The sequence below is a fragment of the Paenibacillus sp. LBL genome, from assembly GCF_029893715.1.
Classification (GTDB): Bacteria; Bacillota; Bacilli; order Paenibacillales; family Paenibacillaceae; genus Paenibacillus_AQ; species Paenibacillus_AQ glucanolyticus.
Window position 1 is genome coordinate 643543 of record NZ_JARXYU010000001.1, and the last position, 18503, is coordinate 662045.

The window sequence follows — 18503 nt, forward strand, 5'->3', positions numbered from 1 at the left end:
GCGATCTCATATTGCTGCCTACTGTACAATACCAATGTAGAATCCGTCATACCCTTTGCTTCCCACGGTTTGAATAGCGGTCCCGGAAATGGCCGGCTCGCCGGAGAGCATATCCATGAACTTGCGGATGCCTTGCACCCGAGGATCCGTGCTGTGATGGTCGATCACTTCTCCATCCCGAATGACATTATCGCTTATGACAACGGTACCCGGACGCGAGAACTGTAACGCCCATTTCATATAATTCGGATTGCTCGGTTTATCGGCGTCAATGAAGACCAGATCGAACGGCTCTGCCTTCTCCTTAGCCAACTGCTCCAACTGCACCAACGCATCGCCTACCCGGATTTCGACTCTATCCTCAAGCCCTGCCAATGCCACATTGGATTTGGCAACCTGAGCATGAAACGGATCGAGCTCCAGTGAAATCAGTTTTCCCTCCGGTCCGATCGCTCTTGCCATCCAGATCGTACTGTATCCGCCAAGCGTTCCGATCTCCAGAATGCGCTTTGCTCCCTTGATACGGGCGATGACATTCAACAGCTTTCCCTGAGCCGGGGATACGTCGATTTCGGGCAAGCCAGCCTCCCGGTTTGCGAGCAGCACCTGCTCCAGCACCTCATCGTAAGGGATCAAGCGCTCCGTAACGTAATCGTCCACTTTTCCCCACGTCGTGACATCATTCGTTTTCATTTTGATTTCCTCCTCTTGTTCATTAATCATGGTTCTTACAAATTCATTGTATGTGATTTATTATTATAGATATAATATATCTTTTATTTGTTTATATAACTTAAATATATAAATGGAGGGAGAGCACTTCACATGAACTTACACGCGCTAAGATTATTCCATGTCATAGCAACGACAAGTAGTGTTACCCGCGCTGCCGAACTGTTAAATATAAGCCAGCCCGCCATTACCGCCCAAGTCAAGAAATTTGAGAGAGAACTTTCCCTTACCCTGCTTCAACCGCAAGGTAGAGGCATCGCTCTGACGGAAGCCGGAAAGGAGCTTGTCCCGCTTGCCAAAAGACTCTTCTCCGTTGAGTTGCAGATCGAGCAGTTCTGTCAGGATTTTCGAAGCGGTTCGAGAGGACATATCCGGTTGGCCGCCACTTATCTCCCTTCCCACTTCCTGCTGCCGGCCTGGTTAGCGAGATATAAACAGCAGTATGAAGGCGTGGAGATGAGTATCACAACGACCAACTCCAGCGATGCGCTTAAGCAGCTGCTGAATATGGAAGTCGACATTGCCATCTATGGAGGGCTGCCTGAAGAATCTCCAGATGAGATTCAGACCGAAGAATTGTTTCGGGATGAGCTGTGGTTCGTGGTATCACCGGATCACCGTTTTGCCAATCTGCATATCTCGCTTGATGAGATGATGAGGGAGCCTTTTGTGATGCGGGAGGAGGGAAGCTCAACCCGTGAACGGTTACTGGCCTTATGCCGTACCCATAGCGCCCCTTCGCCGCGCATCGCGCTGCAATTCAATGGTCTGCATGAAGCGATCACCGCCGTCATTGCCGGATACGGTGCCAACTTCGTATCTTCGCTTGTTGTGCGCGAATACGTGGAGCGCGGAGAGCTTAGCCGGGTGTATGTCGAAGGAATCCAGCTGCAAAATATCATCGCGGTCTGCACCCGCAAACAAGAGCCTTTATCCGCCGCAGCCATGAACTTCGTGGATATGATTCGGGATCAGTCCTGACGCCTGATGCGCGAGAATGGTCTGGTTGCCTCTCAGCCTGCTAAATTACCCACGAAATTCATCTGCGATGGTAACCAGTATGTTACGACAACGATAGACCCGCATGCCGATTCATGGCATACGGGTCTGTCATTGTTGTCGTTACCTCGGGTGCTTCCTCCACGGCTACTAAACTCTTCGTATGCCGCTACACAGATACAGACCATTGTTTTTGTCGTTACCTCGGGTGCTTCCTCCACGGCTACTGGACCGTTACGTTCCCCTTGTACATGTTCCCTGCCGGACTTCTCGTATTCTGAGAGGCCGTAGCTGAGGTATTATTATACGCACCGATTACGTACACAGCTGGATCGCTCAAGTAAACGGTATTGCCCGTAAAGGTATTATTGATCCCCCATCCTGGAACGATCTCATGCAGCTGAAACGCATCTACAATGACACTGTTGCCATTCTGATAAGCCGCATTATTCCGAATAATCGCGTTATTCCCCTTCACATCGATGAAGCTGTCGGCATAATTGGCGCCGCTAATTCCCTCGCCATGGAAGGTGCAATTCTCCACCAATGTCCCGATGGATCTCTCCTTGATATCGATGTGCTCTGCCGTAATATTTGGACCGAAAGTGACATTACGAATCGTATTGTAGTGGGTGTTCTGGTTGTAGCTCGCTCCCTCCGCGGAACCTACGTATACGCCTTCTCCGAAGCCCGCGCCTGTCTTGCCGGTATTATGAATACGAGAGTTCTCAATCGTGCTGTACGAGGTGCCGTCCCGAAAATGCACAGCTTCATAACCGATATTGTAAACCTCCACACTCGTTATGCGGCTGTAATTGGAATTATCCAGCAGAATGCCCTTCTGTGCATTGGTAAACTTCAAGTTTCGGATGATCCAATAGTCACCTTGAACCCGTAAGCTATACCCCGAGCCCGTAGAGTAACCAGAAATAATGGCCGGATTCGCCGAATCCTGGCTCTCAATGACAACCGGTTGCTGTGCAGTCCCTTTAACCGTGGACGAGAAGCTCCCTGCGTATGTACCCGGCGCCAGAACGATGCGTTTACCAGGAACCACATTCTTCAATGCACTCTGTAGACAGGATGTTGTGGAACATGCAATCGCATCAGAAGGCACCTCCGGCGGAGCGCTTCCTCCGCCATCCCCTTCACCCGGTCCGCATGGCCCCTTGTCTTCCCATACTCCCCATTGTCCGGTTGTACCTGGCTCCTCGCCTGTCGTCCACCACTTGGCCCTCCATAGCTTGCCTGCATGTGATACCTCGGCCCCGCTGCTATAGGCGCTTCCTGTACTCCATGGTACGGCCGCACACTCGGCAAGCACCGCAACTTCACCGGCTGACGCCTCACCGGGCGAGGTTTGCGGTTCGGCGCTCGCGGTGCCCCATGTAACAAACGTGCCCAGCAACAGCAGCAGTGCCATGACAGTCATGGTCGTTTTCTTCAGCCTGCGCGAACGTGAGCGTGCCTTCTTCATAAATCTCATCATCCCCTTTATGAATTCGTTCGCCATCGTAACCGATCAGCGACATTATCATATTAATGAGATCGAGAACCAAAATATTCTATGGATGTCGAAACAAATGTTATGATCCAAATCTGAATCCCTAACGGACTGAGAAGGCGCTATTCGAAAGAAATGCTCCATTTGAAAAAGATAACGGACCTGAAGAGCGTTATTTACACAAAAAAGAGGCAAACAAGCGATGAAACGACTTCATAACGCCTGCTGTGTCCGTTACATTTGGAAAAGAGGCTTATTCACGAAAATAACGCCTCTTGTGTCCGTTATATTTGCAAAAGAGGTTCTCACGACTATAACGCCTACTGTGTCCGTTGTTTTTGGGATAGGAGCTTTTGGCTACTGTCTTCATTGCATTGGGATCAGAGGTTTTTCACAACAATAACGGCTACTGTGTCCGTTGCTTTCGAATGAGAGGTTCTAATAACGCCTACTGTCCGTTACAATTGTGATAGGAGCTTTTCGATAATACGCCTGCTGTGTCCGTTAGAAATCACTCCATGTCCTCGCCGGTGAATACATTCTGAAATCCGATCAATCGGCGCTTCATACAGCCTGACGATCTGTTCAACTTTAAAAAGCCGATCCGGCTGGATCGGCTTCCTCGCTCATTACTTACATGCTCATCATTTTACTTGCTCTCTACTTTTCTTGCTCACTACTTCACTTACTTATTACTTTACTTGCTCTCTACTTTACTCGCCCATCACTTAACATGCTCAAGCTGCGCCCCTAATGCACAGAGCGCCTTAACTTATCAGCCTTACGCGGCGTGCTATTAGTACACGTCTTTCCACTCGGCAATATTCGAGGCGTCGAATTTGAACGGATCGCCCAGCATGATCTGCGTACCCTCACCGTCGGCGACAATCTCCTTCTCACCCAATTCGCCGGCCGTAAACTTGTTGCCTACGGCCCCGGTAATATCGCCTTTGACCAAAGCATCCGCCGTGTAACCCGTCATATAACCAACATCAATCGGGTTCCATAAATACATCCACTGGCTGACACCACTCTGAATGTACTCGGCCATCTCGCTTGGAAGCCCGAGACCGGTCAGCTGCACCTTGCCTTTCAGGCCTTTATCAGTCAGCACTTTGCCTGCCGCAGCGATACCGACGGTGGTGGGAGCGATGATCCCCTTGAGATCCGGATACGATTTCAACAGAGCCTCCGTCTCGGACACACTCTTATCACGCAGGTCATCCCCGTAAGCCACTTTGACAAGCTCGATGCTGCTGTATTTCGGATCTTCCAGTTCCTTCTTCATCCATTCGATCCAGATGTTCTGGTTTGATGCTTGGGATGTCGCACTCAGAATGGCAATCTGTCCCTCATTGCCAATCATTTCGGCTACCCCTTGAATCAAGGTACGACCGATACGCTCAGGGTCGGCTTGGTTGACATGGACTTTTCGACTGGCCGGATTCAGTGCCGAATCCAGAGACAGCACTTGAATTCCCGCGTTCATCGCTTTTTTCAGCGCTGGCTGCAAGGCATCCTCGTCGTTGGCAGCCACGGAGATGCTGTCGACTTTCTGTGAGATCAGCTCTTCGATCATCTGAATCTGCGCTTCAGCTGTCGGTTGATCCGGAGCCTTCAGAATAGCTTCATTCCCTTGCTCCTCCACCGCATTCTTGAAACCCTCCATCATTTTCTCACCGTATGGATTTCCTGTGTTTTTGAAAATAATGGCGTGTTTTTTCTTACCGTCCTTGTTGCCATCTCCCGCAGAAGCACTGCTCTCTCCAGGCGCTTTCGTGCTGCATGCCGCCAGCAAGCTCATGACCATAACCGCTGTCAGTATGGTGGATACCCACTTCTTCATCCGTCGTTCCTCCCTTTTATATATCATGTTCTATGCGTATCACCGACGCTTGACACGCCAGCAGCTACCAACATGTAAATCCGTACTAGCCCTTACGTGATAACCCTTTGCCAAATTTCAGCTTGGGAACAGCTACGGCAACGATAAGCAGCAGTCCGATAATAACGAGCAGCACCTGGGCCTGTACGTTAACAAGTCCGAGTCCGTAGCGAAGGAAGCCAATCAGGAATATCGCCAAAATCGCACCGATCATGCGCCCCTTCCCGCCTGCTGTACTGATACCGCCAAGTACTACCATGGCAATGACGTCCAACTCGTAGCCTGTCGCTACATTCGGTCTGGTGCTGCCCATTCTGGAGGCAAGGAACAAGGCGGCAATTGCCGACATGAGCCCGGTCAAGGTAAACACCATCATCTTGATCTTATTCACCTGAATACCGGAGAAACGGCTTGCCGTCGAATTGCTGCCCATCGCATACACGCTGCGCCCGAACTTCGTTTTGTGGAGCAGCCAGCCGAACCCTGCGGCAAAGATAGCAAATACAATCAGAATGAAGGGAATCGGGCCCAAGTAACCCCAGCCGAGGAAGCTGAACCATTCCGGGAACGAGCCTGCAGCCTGATCCTCCAGCATAATGTAAGCAATACCCCGATAAATGATCATGGTGGACAAGGTCACAATGACCGCTGACAGCTCTTTAAACTTCACGATCAGCAGACCGTTAATGAAGCCGCAGAGGATACCGACACCAAGACAGACCAGCATGGCAAAACTCATGGGCACACCATGGTTATACAGATCAGCCATCACCGTCGATGACAGAGCGATGATCGAAGCTACCGAAATATCGATATCCCCCAGAATCATGATGAACACCATCGGGAGTACAATGAACGCTTTATCCAAAAACCCCATGGTGGCATCACGCAGATTTGCCGAATCCCAGTAATACTCGGACAAATTCATGTTCATGACATGGATTGCGATAAACAGAAGAACCAGCATCCATTCCCATTGGAGAAAGAAGCGTTTCCAGGAAAAATCCTGTTTATGGATGAGCACTCTTGTTTCCATCGTCTTAAATTCTCCTCCTCATCAAATGACTTCGGTCTACCCCGCGCTTCACAAACGCATTCACCAAAATGGCAATCAGAATGACGCCTCCCTGAATGCCCATCTGCCAGAATGGCGATACGTTGATTAGCGGCAGAGCATTATTCAAGATGCCAAACAGGATGGAGCCTAAGAGAATGCCGGATATTTTGCCCAAGCCGCCAGCGATGCTGACACCGCCAAGCACGCAGGCTGCGATCACGCTTAGTTCGTACCCGGATGCCGTGTCCCCTTGGGCGGACGCGAATTTGGATACCCACAGCACCCCTGCCAGACCGGCCAAGGAGCCCATAATGGCATAGACCAGCCAGATAATGCGTTTCGACTTGATCCCGCTGATCTGGGCGGAATCGGGGTTACTGCCCACCGCATAAATTTGTCGACCTGTACGAGTATGCTGAATGAAATAATACGCAACCAGATAAATAACAATGGCAATGAGAATCAGGTTGTTCACGCCGAGGAAGCTGCCGGTGGCAATGCCTTTGAAGCTGCTCGGCATTTGATGGGCGCTGACCCATTTTCCCCCGCTGATCATATACGTCAACCCTCGGAACACATTCATCATCCCGAGTGTCGCAATAATCGGCAGAATGCCCACCTTCGCCACCAGGAAACCTACGACCAACCCGCTGATCCAACCTACCGCCGTTCCCAGCATAATGACCAGTGCCGGGTGCAGGTCCGGGAATGCCCCGACTGTGAGTGCTGCAGTCATACCGGACAGCGCTAAAATGGCACCAATGGACAGATCAATGCCCCGAGTGACAATAACCAGCATCATCCCTACTGCCAAAATGCTTAATATAGCCGTATTGGTTGCCATATCGCTGATGTTCTCAAGGGTCAGAAAGCTCGGGTTCCTGATCTGCACCGCAATCGATAACAGCACGATGAAACCGAGCAACCCCACTTCCCTGAACTTCGAAATATTCGATGCAAAAGATCGTGTCTTGACTGTCCCTCCCGTAGCGGGCTGTGAAGCTGCGATTGTTGCACCTGTGCCCTTGTCTTCCATAGGTTCTCTCCCACCTTCTATGCTCGTTTATTCAGGGGAGCTTCATCCGCCATCGCATGTTGTAAAATCGCCTCTTGCGAAATTGAAGGACGATCCAGAAATGCATTGATTCGTCCCTCGCGCATGACAGCAACTCTGTCGCACATGCCAATAATCTCCGGCATTTCAGAAGAAACCATGATAATGCCGTAACCTTGCGCGGCCAGATCGCTGATCATCTCATAGATAGATGATTTGGCGCCGACATCGACCCCCTTGGTCGGTTCATCCAGAATAATGACGTCCAGCTCGCTGGTGAGCAGCTTGGCGAATACCACCTTCTGCTGATTGCCGCCGGAGAGCGAGCTTGCCAGATCGAATATACTCTTGGCTTTCACACCGACCTTCTCGGCAATTCGCTTGGCTATATCCGCTTCCGCGGCCGTATCGATCGTCCCCCGCTTGCTCACATGCTCCAGCGAGGACAATGTAATATTGCGTGCAATGCTCCAGTCCAGCACCAGCCCTTGCTTCTGCCGATCCTCCGGCAGGTATCCGATTCCCTTGCGCATCGCATCAAGCGGACTCCGAATTCGAACAGGCTGCCCTTTGAAGAAAACGCTGCCCTCATCATAGGGTTCGATTCCAAACAACGCCTGGCATACCTCCGTCCTTCCCGCTCCTACGAGGCCGGTCAAGCCTAATATTTCGCCCCGACGGAGCATAAAGCTGATGTCCGCAAAATACCCCGTCTTCGACAGCCCTTCTACCCGCAGCAATTCTTCCCCTAGGGCTGCTTCTTTTTTGGGGAACAGCTGGGTAATCTCCCGTCCAACCATTGCTACAATCAGATCCGAATTGGAGATCTCATTCACATTCCAGGTTCCGATATATTTGGAGTCGCGGAACACGGTAACTTTGCTGGCAAGCCGGTACATGTCCTCAAACCGGTGGGAAATGAAGATGATGGCAGCTCCCTTATCCCGCAGTTGTTCGGTTATCCGGTACAACTCCTCGCTTTCGCGGTTGGTCAGCGCTGCGGTCGGCTCATCCATGATGATGATCTTGGCATTGGAGGACAGCGCCTTGGCAATTTCTACGATCTGCTGTTCTGCAATGCTGAGCGCCCCCATCAGCGTCTTGGCACTGAAGGTTGCCCCGAGCTCGGATAGCAGCCGCTGCGCCTCCTCATGCATCTCTTGCCAGAGAATCCGCTTCGTTCCCCGCTTTACTTTTTCATGCCCCATAAAGATATTCTCCGTCACCGACAGATCCGGATAACAGGTAACGTGTTGATATATGGCAGCGATGCCCTGATCCTTGGCAGCATTGGGTGTCTTAAACTCTACATGCTCTCCATTCAACAAAACCTCGCCTTCGTCAGGCTGATATACGCCGGTAATGACTTTGATGAAGGTGGATTTACCCGCGCCGTTCTCTCCCATCAATGCGTGAATCTCGCCTGGCTTGAGCTTGAAATAAACGTTATCCAGCGCCTTGATGCCGGGAAAAATTTTGGTGATTCCGTTCAATTCCAGAATGTACTCAGCCATCGCTCACCCCTCCGAATCCTGTTTTGTTGGCTGTTTCGCAGTTTACTGTACTGATCCTAGGTTACTAATTAAAGCGCTTTCCTTGTAGTAGACAATCCGGTTATGAAGGGGGTCATTTCTGACTACATTTGCGTTTTCTTCATTCTCTTTGCGTTGTTTGCATTCACTCCCCATAAAAAAAAGCCCCTCATCAATTCATCATTGACGGGGAGCTTTTTTGGATCGAACATAACTGGAGCATTGAATAATCAGTGCGTGTTCAAAAAGGCCGGTTTTCAGCACCGAGGCTTGCTAATTGGGAATAACCACGCCGCAAGTCAATCCAAGAAGTTAGGGACTGCGCCCCTTGGGGCGACCGTACGGCCCTTGGGCTCCTCCCAAAACTCTTGCCGACCCAGCGCCGTCTCATCGAGAAAATAGTACGAGCCGCCAGCTTGCTCGAGTCCGCGGGCGTAGACCGAGTAGGTGTGAAAGATTCTGTCACCGTCCCGCAGGAAGCAGCTGCGACCGGGCATTTCCATCGGCTGCTTACCCTCAAATATGGATTCTCCGACCTGAGCGTGTTCGATCTTGCTGCGGTAATTGTACACGAGCGGAGTGACGGATTCGTCCAGCGTGACATGGAAATCGTAGTTGAAATCGCTGCCGTACGAGGAATACCAAGGGAACGTCCATCCCTTGCGTTCTTTGTACCGTTCAATCTTCGCTAGCGGGGCAAGGGAGACATACACAAAAGACGTATCACGGGCGTGCAGATGCCGGAGGTGGCCGCTTGACATTTCATCAGCTCCGGCCGAGCAGCTCGAGCATCCCTGCTCCCAGTCAGGAGCGAACATGAAATGGCCGACAATAAGCTGACTTCGGCCGTCAAACAGGTCGCGCAAACTTGCCTTGCCGTCCGGCCCCTCAAAAATGTATTCCTTGTCAATCTCGACCATCGGCAGTCGGCGGCGTTCGGCGTTCAGTGCATCCCGCGCGCGGGTAGCTTCCTTCTCCTTGGTCAGCAGCTCTTTGCGGGCCGCTAGCCACTCGTCTCGTGTCACGATTTTCGGTAATTCTCCTTTGATCCTGTTCATAATGCTTCCCCTTCCTAAGTGAATAAAGTAGTTTCCTTTAATGGATGAGAATGAGATTAGACTAACCTTAGTCTACCAATTACAACATGTCGTCATTTCTTATCAATTGCTATTATGCCGGTATCCACTTCATGAATATTTTAATCGACAAGCGCACCACACATGTCGGTACTACAACAGCCTCCATCACAAATGACAGGGGCCGTCTCGCTTCTGCACGATATTCATTCTTAATCTGCTCCTTCCAGCCGCTCCCTGTACTTCGAAGGCGTCTCCCCGTACCGCTGCTTAAACTGCCGGCTGAAGTACTTCACATCCTGATATCCGACTAAACTGCATACATCCGAAACCTTATGTTTAGCGTCAGTCAGCAGCTCTTTGGCCCTCTCCATACGCAGATTTGTAATGTAATCCAGCACCGTGACACCGGTTTGCATCTTGAAGGTTCTGCTGAAATAGGAAGGATTCATGTACACTCGATCGGCAATGGATTTTATGCTAAGATCGCTCCCCAAATGGGCAATGATCCAGGCTTTCGCCTGCTCCACCGGCTTAAGGCTGCCGCTCTGGCGGGAGTCGCGCACCAGGGATATGACATCAAGAATCAGCGTGTCCAGCTCCTTTTTCAACACATGTAAATGTGCCGCCCGGGATAACGACTGAATCCCCTTCTCGAGCGATACCGGTACGGTATCACCGCTGACATATTCAATGCCTACGGAATGGATTTGAATATAGGCGTTCTGTACCGCATATTGAATCGTCATCGGGGAGCTGATCTGACTGAGCCGCCGGAAAAATTGCTGCGACAAGGCAGCGGCTTCCTCCGTATTGGCTTGCTCCGCCACCGCCCGCAGCCGGTGGGCGAAATGGGCAAGCTCACTATCCATCCGCTCCACCGCCCAATCGGCCATATCATCGTGAAAGGTCCGGTTACTGCCGTAGAGCAAGCGGTAATTCATCAGCGACAGGGATCGCTGCCGCGCCTCTGGAAGCATATACAGATCCTCCATTCGATTGCCGTAGGACACCGACACACTAAATGGCGTATGCAGCGCGATGGCTGTACGAATGCTTGCAGATAAATCACTGGCCGATTGCTCGATTTCAGTGGCTTCCGGGTTTCCATTACTGTGAAGCATCACCCAGTAGTCGGAATCGCCGCCCTTCCAGCACCATCTTTCCATCCGCCCCTCGTATTGCTCCTGCATACGGTCCGCTACCTCGATGATGATATTTTCCATCGCATAATCAAAGGCCTCCCAATCCTTGGAGGTATAGCTTCTGGACTTGACCGGTACCGGATCAAGACTTATATATAACAGCACATACAAGCCCTTCGGAAAATCCTCCACCCAGTAACCGAGCCTTCCCATATCCAGTCCCGCGGAAGTGACGTAACTCAGCATTTGCGTTTGCCGCGTTAATTTCAATTCCCGCTCCATCTTATGGAGATGCAGGCGGTTTCGCTTATTCTGGAGAATGATCGCACTGATCTCCTTCATCCGTCGCCGGAACTGCTCCCGGTCAACCGGCTTCATAATATAATCCACCGCTCCTTCACGGATGGCGGTCTGCATATATTCAAAATCGTTGTACCCGCTGATCATAACCGGGTAGAAGGTGTATCGGCGCTTCGCCTCCTTCACGAGAGTCAGCCCGTCCATATCCGGCATTCTGATATCTGTAATCAACAGATCGATGTCGCCATGGCTTTGATCCATATACTCCAGCGCCTCCAAGCCGCTTGAGAGCACAGCAACGACTTCCCAATTTCCTTCGCAAGTAGACAATAACCGTCCAATGCCTCTGCGGATCCGTGCCTCATCATCTACGATGATCGTGCGTATGGCTTCCATCCCCTTGTCCCTCCCTGCTCAATCTTGTTCAAGATCAGATACATCCTCTAAACGGATCATTGGAATTCGAAGGGTGACCTCGGTCCCCTTCCCTTCAACGCTGTGCAGCTGCATGCCATAATGAGGCCCATGCATCATCACAATCCGGGTGTTGACGTTCCCCAGTCCGAACTCTGAATCTTTGCCTGTGAGGGTCTGCTGCCTGAGCGACTCTTCCACCTCCAACAGCCGCCTGGAGGGAATCCCGGGCCCGTTATCCCTGACCTTGATCACGATATCCTCCATACCGCTTCGCAGACCAAGCTCCCTGCTTACAAGGATTTCGACAATCAGCTTGTCACGGGACTCGAGTCCATACTTGACGGCATTCTCCACAATCGGCTGCACGATGAATTTCGGCGTATAATACAACTCCAAATCGTGAGGCTCCCGGATATCAAACGACAGCCGCTGTTCAAAACGAAACTTCTGGATCGTCAAATAGTCCATGACATGCTGCAGCTCCTCCCGAACAGGGACAAACCTCGATTTGTTGCCTACCGAGAACCGCAGCATTCGTCCAAGCTGTGTCACCATGCCCACAACGGCTTCCTTCTCTCCCTCCTCTGCGGCCATGCTGATCGTCTCCAGCGTGTTGTACATAAAGTGGGGATCAATCTGCGATTGCAGCGCATACAGCTCTGCCTCTTTCTGCCGGATTTTGATATCATAGTTCTTCTCAATCAGCTCCCGAATGGTCGCAATCATCGAATTAAAGCTGCGGACCAGAATGCCTACCTCATCCTGTCGCTGCATGTTCAAGCCAACCTGGAATTTCCCGCGCTCGACCTCCTTCATCAGATGAATCAGCTTCTTGATCGGGCTCATCACACGCAGCACAAACACAACCGTCAAACAGGTCGTCACGATCACAAATCCGCTAAAAATCATAATGCTGAGTGTTCTTGTCCAATCCGTTCTGGCTGTCAGATCCTCAAGGGGAATGCTGTGAACCAGAATTCCGTCAAATGTCTGCGATTCCGTTACACTGATCAGCTTCTCGCTCCGGCTTTCCCTGAAGCTCCCGTTCCAGATCGGATACTCATGAACCGCCATATCCATCGATCCGATAAGCTCATGACGGGTGTGGTAGATGACCTCGCCTTTGAGACTGACCATGGCAATCTCGGCATCCTCATTCTGCTCGAAGTCCAGCAGGATCCGATCGATGAATGTGAGCTGCACCGCTATAAACATGGTACCCAGGTCCTTGCGGTTGTCCGTGTCCTGAATCTGCTTCATGATCATGACATAAGGGATATCCCCGTCAAACCGGAGTTTGATCTCGCTGGGAAGAATGATTTTTTCCTTCCCTCTCAAATCCATGTCCTGACCATACGGCGTAAGCATGCTCTCCCAATCCAGACCGGTAAACGGGATCCTTGAGGTGTGGAACAGCCGGTTCCTGGATAATACAAATACGCCTAGAATGTCGCTATTGCTCCCGTTCAGGTACGTCCGCGTCAAATAATTATTCACCGCATACTGGTCTTTGTTCTGATCCGCCTGGCTCTGGTAGGAATCCTTGCGCAGGATCGCCAGTGTATTCTCCGAATTCAGCAGCAGCTTGGGCATCGCCATCACATCCGCAATATGATTGTCGATATTGGCGTTCGCCTGTCTCAAAAATCGCGGCATGTATTCCCCGATCTGTTCCTCGATGGATTCCTTATATTGGATAAAGGAGAAGATTCCGAGCACAGCCATCGGAATCACGGTTAACACGATATAGGTCAGAATCAGCTTCGTGCTCAGCCTGTAATGGTTAAACCTTAACCGCCGCCGTCTCTCAGAAGTCATATTGGCTCACGTTCTCTCTTGTGAAATCAAGCGGCTCGCCCATAATGACTACATCCCCGTTGAACCGGATGCTGCCTACATTCTCGATTTCCTGGCCATGGACAGGGAGATTGCCTTCCAGCAAATTCTTGGCAATTACCACCGTCAGATACCCCAGTTTCTTCGGACTCCATAGTGTCGCCATCTGGGCGGAGCCGTCCTGAAGATAGGATTTCATCAGATTGGGTGTCGACAGGCCAACCACCTTGATATCGCCCTTCTTGCCCGTCTCGCTGACCACCTGTGCGGCCGCCGGCGGTCCTACCGAGGAATTGCCGATGATCCCCTTCAGATCAGGATGCTTGTTAAGCAGCTCCCGGGCGACCTCGTATGCTTGTTGCGGATTATCATCCGTTGCCGCAATCTCCACCAGCTCCATGCCAGGATAATAATGCGTCTGCTGATAACGAATCCATTTGATCCATTCGTTCAGGTTTGAAGCGGAAAGAGCGCCGGTCATGATGGCGTATTCCCCTTCTTCTCCCATCGTCCAGGCGAGCGTATCCAGCAGATGGCGGCCGAGTGTCTCGGGATCCACCATATTCACGAACAGCTCCCTGGCCTCAGGCAGGGTATCGGCATCCCAGGTGATAACCCGGATTCCCTGTTCCTTGGCCTGGGTCAGCACGGGCACAAGCCGCTTAGGATCATTAGCCGATATCGCAAGCAGATCGACCTTTCGCTTGATCATGTCTTCGATAACTTTGATCTGCTGCTCGGCATCGGCAATCAGCGGACCATCGTAGATTACGTTCACGTTCAAATCCTTGGCCGCTTCCACAGCACCGTCTTCCACCACGTTAAAGTAAGGAATGCCCGTCACCTTGGGAACGATGCCGATCGTAAAGGGACGGGGCTCTTTATCCTCAATGGAAGAAGATGAGCTCGCTTTTACCGGTTCCATTCGATAGATGACATCATAACGGTCCTGCTTTTGATTGTGGCAAGCGCTTACAAAAAAGAGTAAAAACATCAGCACCATCGTCATCGTTTTGCGGGTCAAACTTCCCACTCCTTATCGCGTCATCAATTTGGATAGATTGTAACAAATGTTTCTGCTGTTTTGAAGGTGACATTTGTTATATCGAGGGTGCTAATCGTTACCTGTACGTCCCTTGTTCGCAATTTCCGTGATTCTCATGAACGACAAAGATCCCCCGAAGGGGATCTCTGTCCTTATCAGCAGCTGCAAGTATTCGTAACCAGTTACCCTTTGATAGAGCCGATCATAACGCCTTTCTCGAAGTATTTTTGCATAAACGGATATATAAGCAGGATCGGAAGCGTGGATACAATAATGACGCCATACTTAATCTGGTCAGCATATCTTTGAGCGTATCCTCCTGCATCTCCCCCTGTTCCCGCACCGCTCGAGAATACTTGATTCGATAGCAGAATGTCCCGCAGAACAATTTGCAGCGGCTGCAGTTTCGTATCCCGAATGTAGATCAGAGCCGTGAAGAAATCATTCCAGTGCCCAACCAAATAATAGAGCCCGATGACGGATACCAAGGCTTTGGACAGCGGCAACGCCACTTTGAAAAAAAAGGTGAAGTGCGAGCAGCCGTCCATGACGGCCGCTTCGTGCAGCTCCTGCGGCAGCGAGTTCTCAAAAAACGTCCGGGCAATGATCAAATAGAACACATTCACGGAAAACGGGAGAATAAACACCCATATCGTATTGGTCAGACCAAGCCCCTTCATCAGCAGGTATGTGGGGATCAGCCCTCCGTTGAAAAACATCGTAATGACAAAAATCAACATGATAATCCGCCTTGCACGAAACTCTTTTCTGGACAGCACGTACGCTGCCGGAAGCGTAAACAGCATATTAATCAGGGTGCCGAAGACCGTATAAAACAACGTATTTCGATAGCCGGTCCAGATCCGCATATCCTTGAAGATTTCCTGATAACCGAAAAAACTTATGTTTTTGGGGATAAACATGACCTTCCCCGTCGACACCAGCGTGGAATCGCTGAAGGAAGCAATCACGATAAAATAGAGCGGGTACGCGACCAGAAGAAAAATAAAAGCACACAGAAATGCCAATGTTATTCTGAACATCAATTCCTTGCCATTGACGCGCTTTCTGGTATATTCATGTTCCACAACCGTTTCTCCTTTCCCAAGCATTAGAATAGGCTCGTTTCGGACATTCTCTTCGAGATGGTGTTCATCGCATACAGGAATACAAAATTGATGAGTGTATTAAACAAGCCGATGGCCGAGGCCAAACTGAATTGATTCGATATGATCCCAATTTTATAAACGTATGTTGCAATGACCTCAGAGACAGGAAGGTTCAGCGGATTCTGCATCAGGAATATTTTCTCGAAGCCGGTGCCAAGGATATTCCCCATGCTGAGAATAAACAGGATGATGATGGTTGGTATGAGCGCAGGTATGTCGACATACCGGATCGTCTGCCACCGGCTGGCTCCATCGATTTTGGCGGCATCATACAGCTGGGGGTCCACGGTGGACAGGGCTGCGAGATAGATAATGCTGTTCCATCCGCAGTGCTGCCATATGTCCGAGAGCACATACACCGGGATAAAGGTCGAGGTGGAGGCCAGCAGATTAATATGACCGAGTCCCAGCGCCTTCATGAAATGGCCGACAACCCCGGTCTCAGAGGATAACAGCACATTCAGCATGCCGACCAGCACGATGATGGATATGAAATGGGGCAAATAGACTGTTGTCTGCATCAGCTGTTTCATTCTTTTTCTGCGAATCTGATTAAGGATCAAGGCCAGCAGGATCGGTGCCGGAAAACCAAGCACGATCGTTGCCAGACTGATTAGAAACGTATTTCGCATCAGATCCGTGAACAAGTAGCTGTCGATGAATTGCTGAAAATAGGCAAACCCCCTCCACTCGCCTCCGGTCAAGCCTTGGCTGAAGTCATAATCTCGGAATGCAAGCTGGATTCCGTACATGGGAATATAGTTGAACAGCAGGATGACGATGATAGCCGGAAAAATCATGATCCACAGCTGATAATCACGTCTGAAGGTGTTCCGTCTTTTTCGGGATTCCATATCCTCCCTCCTAGTTTTGATTCATGTAATCATCATAATATTTCTGCATAATCTCAAGATTCTGCTTCAGGCCAGCCTTCTGGCTCTCCTTGATATACGAATCCCACTCCGCTTCAACGCCGCCCTTGGTTACCCATTTCGCAAAGCTGGATTCCGCCAGGTTCATCACGTTGGTGTTGTTCAGGCTCATGGTGTTGTTGTCGATGGTGGAATATTTGATGAACATGCCGGGGAATACATCCTTGTCAGGGTCAACCTCTAATGCAGGCTCCAGTGGCTCCGATTGTCCCAGCACCTCCTGCATATCGGTACCGAGTGTCAGCTTTAAGGAATCCGGTATATAGAAAGCGCCGTTATCCGCCATCGTCGAGGTCCACTTCCATGTACCCGGGTCCATCTTGGCATCAGCTGGAGGCAGAACGGCATATGTACCGTCACCGTTATCTTTAATATTCGGACCGATGGAGCCAAACAGCACCTGCATTCCCACCTCAGGCGCATATAACTCATTGATGAATCTCATGGCCGCTTCCTTGTTCTTGGTCTTGGCGGACATGACGATATGGTTCGGCCCATAATTCAGGGAGTAATAGTCATAGCTCCATGACAGCTTTCCGTTGTAATCCGCGGATGCTTTGAGCTGCGGCATGGAAGCATACTGCGGTGCCAGCTGCTCACCGAAACGGTCGGAGGCAACCCATCCCCAGGTGAAGCCGACCTTGGCCGTGTCTCCTTCACCGCGGGCGATAGATTGATATTTTGTATAATCATGGGTGAACACTTCCGGATTGATCAGCCCCGCCTTGTACAGCTTGTTCAGGAACAAAACCATCGTTTTGTACCGATCATCGGTCAGAAAATTCTTCACTTGCCCATCTTCCACAAAATAGCCCTGCCCGCTGCCGTCCGTCAGCGTGATGCCCATGCTTCCGAGAAGAACAGCAGGATTAAAGTATCCGCCGATGCCTCCCGGCCAATCCATCGGGATCTCGTCATTCGGGTTGCCATTGCCGTTGGCATCCTTCTCTTTGAATGCCACGAGCACTTCATACAATTCATCCCACGTTGTCGGCATGCCAAGTCCGAGGTTATCCAGCCACTGCTGGTTAATGAATTGCCTGCTGGCCGAGGCCGGCCAGAACCGCTGATATTTCGGGAGACCGTATATTTTGCCGTCAGACTGCGTTGCAATCACTTTGGTATCCGGTTTTTCATTAAACATAGTCTGTACGTTGGGTGCCTGATCCAGCATACTGGACAGATCCTGGAACAGTCCCTGGAACTGGGCGAAATCGGCATCTGTAATGACGTTCGGCCCGATGAACAGATCGGGGGTATCGCCGCTGGCAAGCATCGTTCCTTTTTTCTGTCCCCAGTCGGCCGTGATTTCCTGCCATTCGATCTCCACGCCTGCCGCTTCCTCAACCTTCTGCAGCCATTCCATTTCAGCAAGAGGTTTCGTAAGGGGATGCTTGGTAATAAGAGCTGTCAACTTCACTTTCTTGCCTGATGCGTCTCCGGGCGATTCCGCCGATTCGTTATGGTCGTCTCCGGCTCCGCTGCATCCCGTTAACAGCAGTGCAGTGATGACGATAAAAGAGATGAAAACGTTTACCTTTTTCTTCATTTCATTACCTCCTGGTTTAGTTTGTGGGTCTGATCCATAGGGATTGCAGCCTTGAATTTCGCCTTGCCTGCGGACACATTTCACTCTAATTGGAGGTGACGAGCTGCGTAAACGTACAGTTTTTTAAGGATCTTCATTTTTTGAAAGCGCTTATATTTATCGGATCAACAACCGCACCCGTTGCCTGTCGGCCAGAAGGATTCAAATATTGCATATATTCAAAAATTGAAGCTCTTTCATCTTCGAAAAGAAATCGTGCGAGGCGGAATAT

The 18503-nt window shown here is 50.6% G+C and carries 14 protein-coding genes; 1 reads left to right on the plus strand and 13 read right to left on the minus strand.

Translation table 11 applies throughout. The features are described 5' to 3' along the window. Nucleotides 1-18: 18 nt before the first annotated feature. Nucleotides 19-693: an O-methyltransferase gene (locus M2277_RS03085; protein WP_006211875.1), complete on the minus strand. Its 675-nt coding sequence runs from the start codon at nucleotides 691-693 to the stop codon at nucleotides 19-21. 132 nt (nucleotides 694-825) lie between these two features. Between M2277_RS03085 and M2277_RS03090 the strand changes: the two genes are divergently transcribed. Continuing rightward, nucleotides 826-1713 carry a LysR family transcriptional regulator gene (locus tag M2277_RS03090; RefSeq protein WP_148246742.1) on the plus strand — a complete coding sequence of 296 codons (888 nt, stop codon included), beginning with the start codon at nucleotides 826-828 and terminating at the stop codon, nucleotides 1711-1713. A gap of 241 nt (nucleotides 1714-1954) precedes the next feature. Here M2277_RS03090 and M2277_RS03095 read toward each other — a convergent pair whose 3' ends face one another. The 12 genes from M2277_RS03095 to M2277_RS03150 form a co-directional block, all read right to left on the minus strand. Further along, nucleotides 1955-3208 carry a right-handed parallel beta-helix repeat-containing protein gene (locus M2277_RS03095; RefSeq protein ID WP_006211877.1) on the minus strand — a complete coding sequence of 418 codons (1254 nt, stop codon included), beginning with the start codon at nucleotides 3206-3208 and terminating at the stop codon, nucleotides 1955-1957. A gap of 823 nt (nucleotides 3209-4031) precedes the next feature. Continuing rightward, nucleotides 4032-5081, minus strand: coding sequence for a rhamnose ABC transporter substrate-binding protein (gene rhaS / locus M2277_RS03100; RefSeq protein WP_006211878.1), 1050 nt, complete (start codon nucleotides 5079-5081; stop codon nucleotides 4032-4034). Between the two features lie 85 nt (nucleotides 5082-5166). Then, nucleotides 5167-6156 (minus strand): ABC transporter permease, encoded by a 990-nt coding sequence (locus M2277_RS03105; RefSeq protein ID WP_280754099.1) that lies wholly within the window; start codon nucleotides 6154-6156, stop codon nucleotides 5167-5169. 4 nt (nucleotides 6157-6160) lie between these two features. Next, nucleotides 6161-7213, minus strand: a complete 1053-nt coding sequence (locus M2277_RS03110) for an ABC transporter permease (RefSeq protein ID WP_280754100.1) — start codon at nucleotides 7211-7213, stop codon at nucleotides 6161-6163. Between the two features lie 17 nt (nucleotides 7214-7230). Continuing rightward, complete coding sequence (locus tag M2277_RS03115) at nucleotides 7231-8745, minus strand: sugar ABC transporter ATP-binding protein (RefSeq protein ID WP_280754101.1); 1515 nt, start codon at nucleotides 8743-8745, stop codon at nucleotides 7231-7233. 317 nt (nucleotides 8746-9062) lie between these two features. Then, the gene (locus tag M2277_RS03120) at nucleotides 9063-9821 is read right to left on the minus strand and encodes a DUF899 domain-containing protein (protein ID WP_280754102.1); all 759 of its coding nucleotides are present in this window, start codon (nucleotides 9819-9821) and stop codon (nucleotides 9063-9065) included. Nucleotides 9822-10051: 230 nt separating this feature from the next. After that, nucleotides 10052-11680 carry a response regulator transcription factor gene (locus M2277_RS03125; protein ID WP_280754103.1) on the minus strand — a complete coding sequence of 543 codons (1629 nt, stop codon included), beginning with the start codon at nucleotides 11678-11680 and terminating at the stop codon, nucleotides 10052-10054. Between the two features lie 18 nt (nucleotides 11681-11698). Further along, on the minus strand, nucleotides 11699-13519 hold the full coding sequence (locus tag M2277_RS03130) for a cache domain-containing sensor histidine kinase (RefSeq protein ID WP_063480272.1): 1821 nt from the start codon (nucleotides 13517-13519) through the stop codon (nucleotides 11699-11701). Next, nucleotides 13509-14561, minus strand: coding sequence for an autoinducer 2 ABC transporter substrate-binding protein (locus M2277_RS03135; RefSeq protein ID WP_280754104.1), 1053 nt, complete (start codon nucleotides 14559-14561; stop codon nucleotides 13509-13511). The genes M2277_RS03130 and M2277_RS03135 overlap by 11 nt, the downstream gene beginning before the upstream one ends. 203 nt (nucleotides 14562-14764) lie before the next feature. Then, on the minus strand, nucleotides 14765-15694 hold the full coding sequence (locus M2277_RS03140; protein ID WP_036641450.1) for a carbohydrate ABC transporter permease: 930 nt from the start codon (nucleotides 15692-15694) through the stop codon (nucleotides 14765-14767). Beyond that, nucleotides 15694-16605 carry an ABC transporter permease gene (locus tag M2277_RS03145; RefSeq protein ID WP_006211888.1) on the minus strand — a complete coding sequence of 304 codons (912 nt, stop codon included), beginning with the start codon at nucleotides 16603-16605 and terminating at the stop codon, nucleotides 15694-15696. Before M2277_RS03145 ends, M2277_RS03140 begins: the two co-directional genes overlap by 1 nt. A gap of 10 nt (nucleotides 16606-16615) precedes the next feature. Next, a complete protein-coding gene (locus M2277_RS03150) occupies nucleotides 16616-18232 on the minus strand; it encodes an ABC transporter substrate-binding protein (protein WP_063480273.1) in 1617 nt (538 codons plus the stop codon). Nucleotides 18233-18503: the final 271 nt, after the last annotated feature.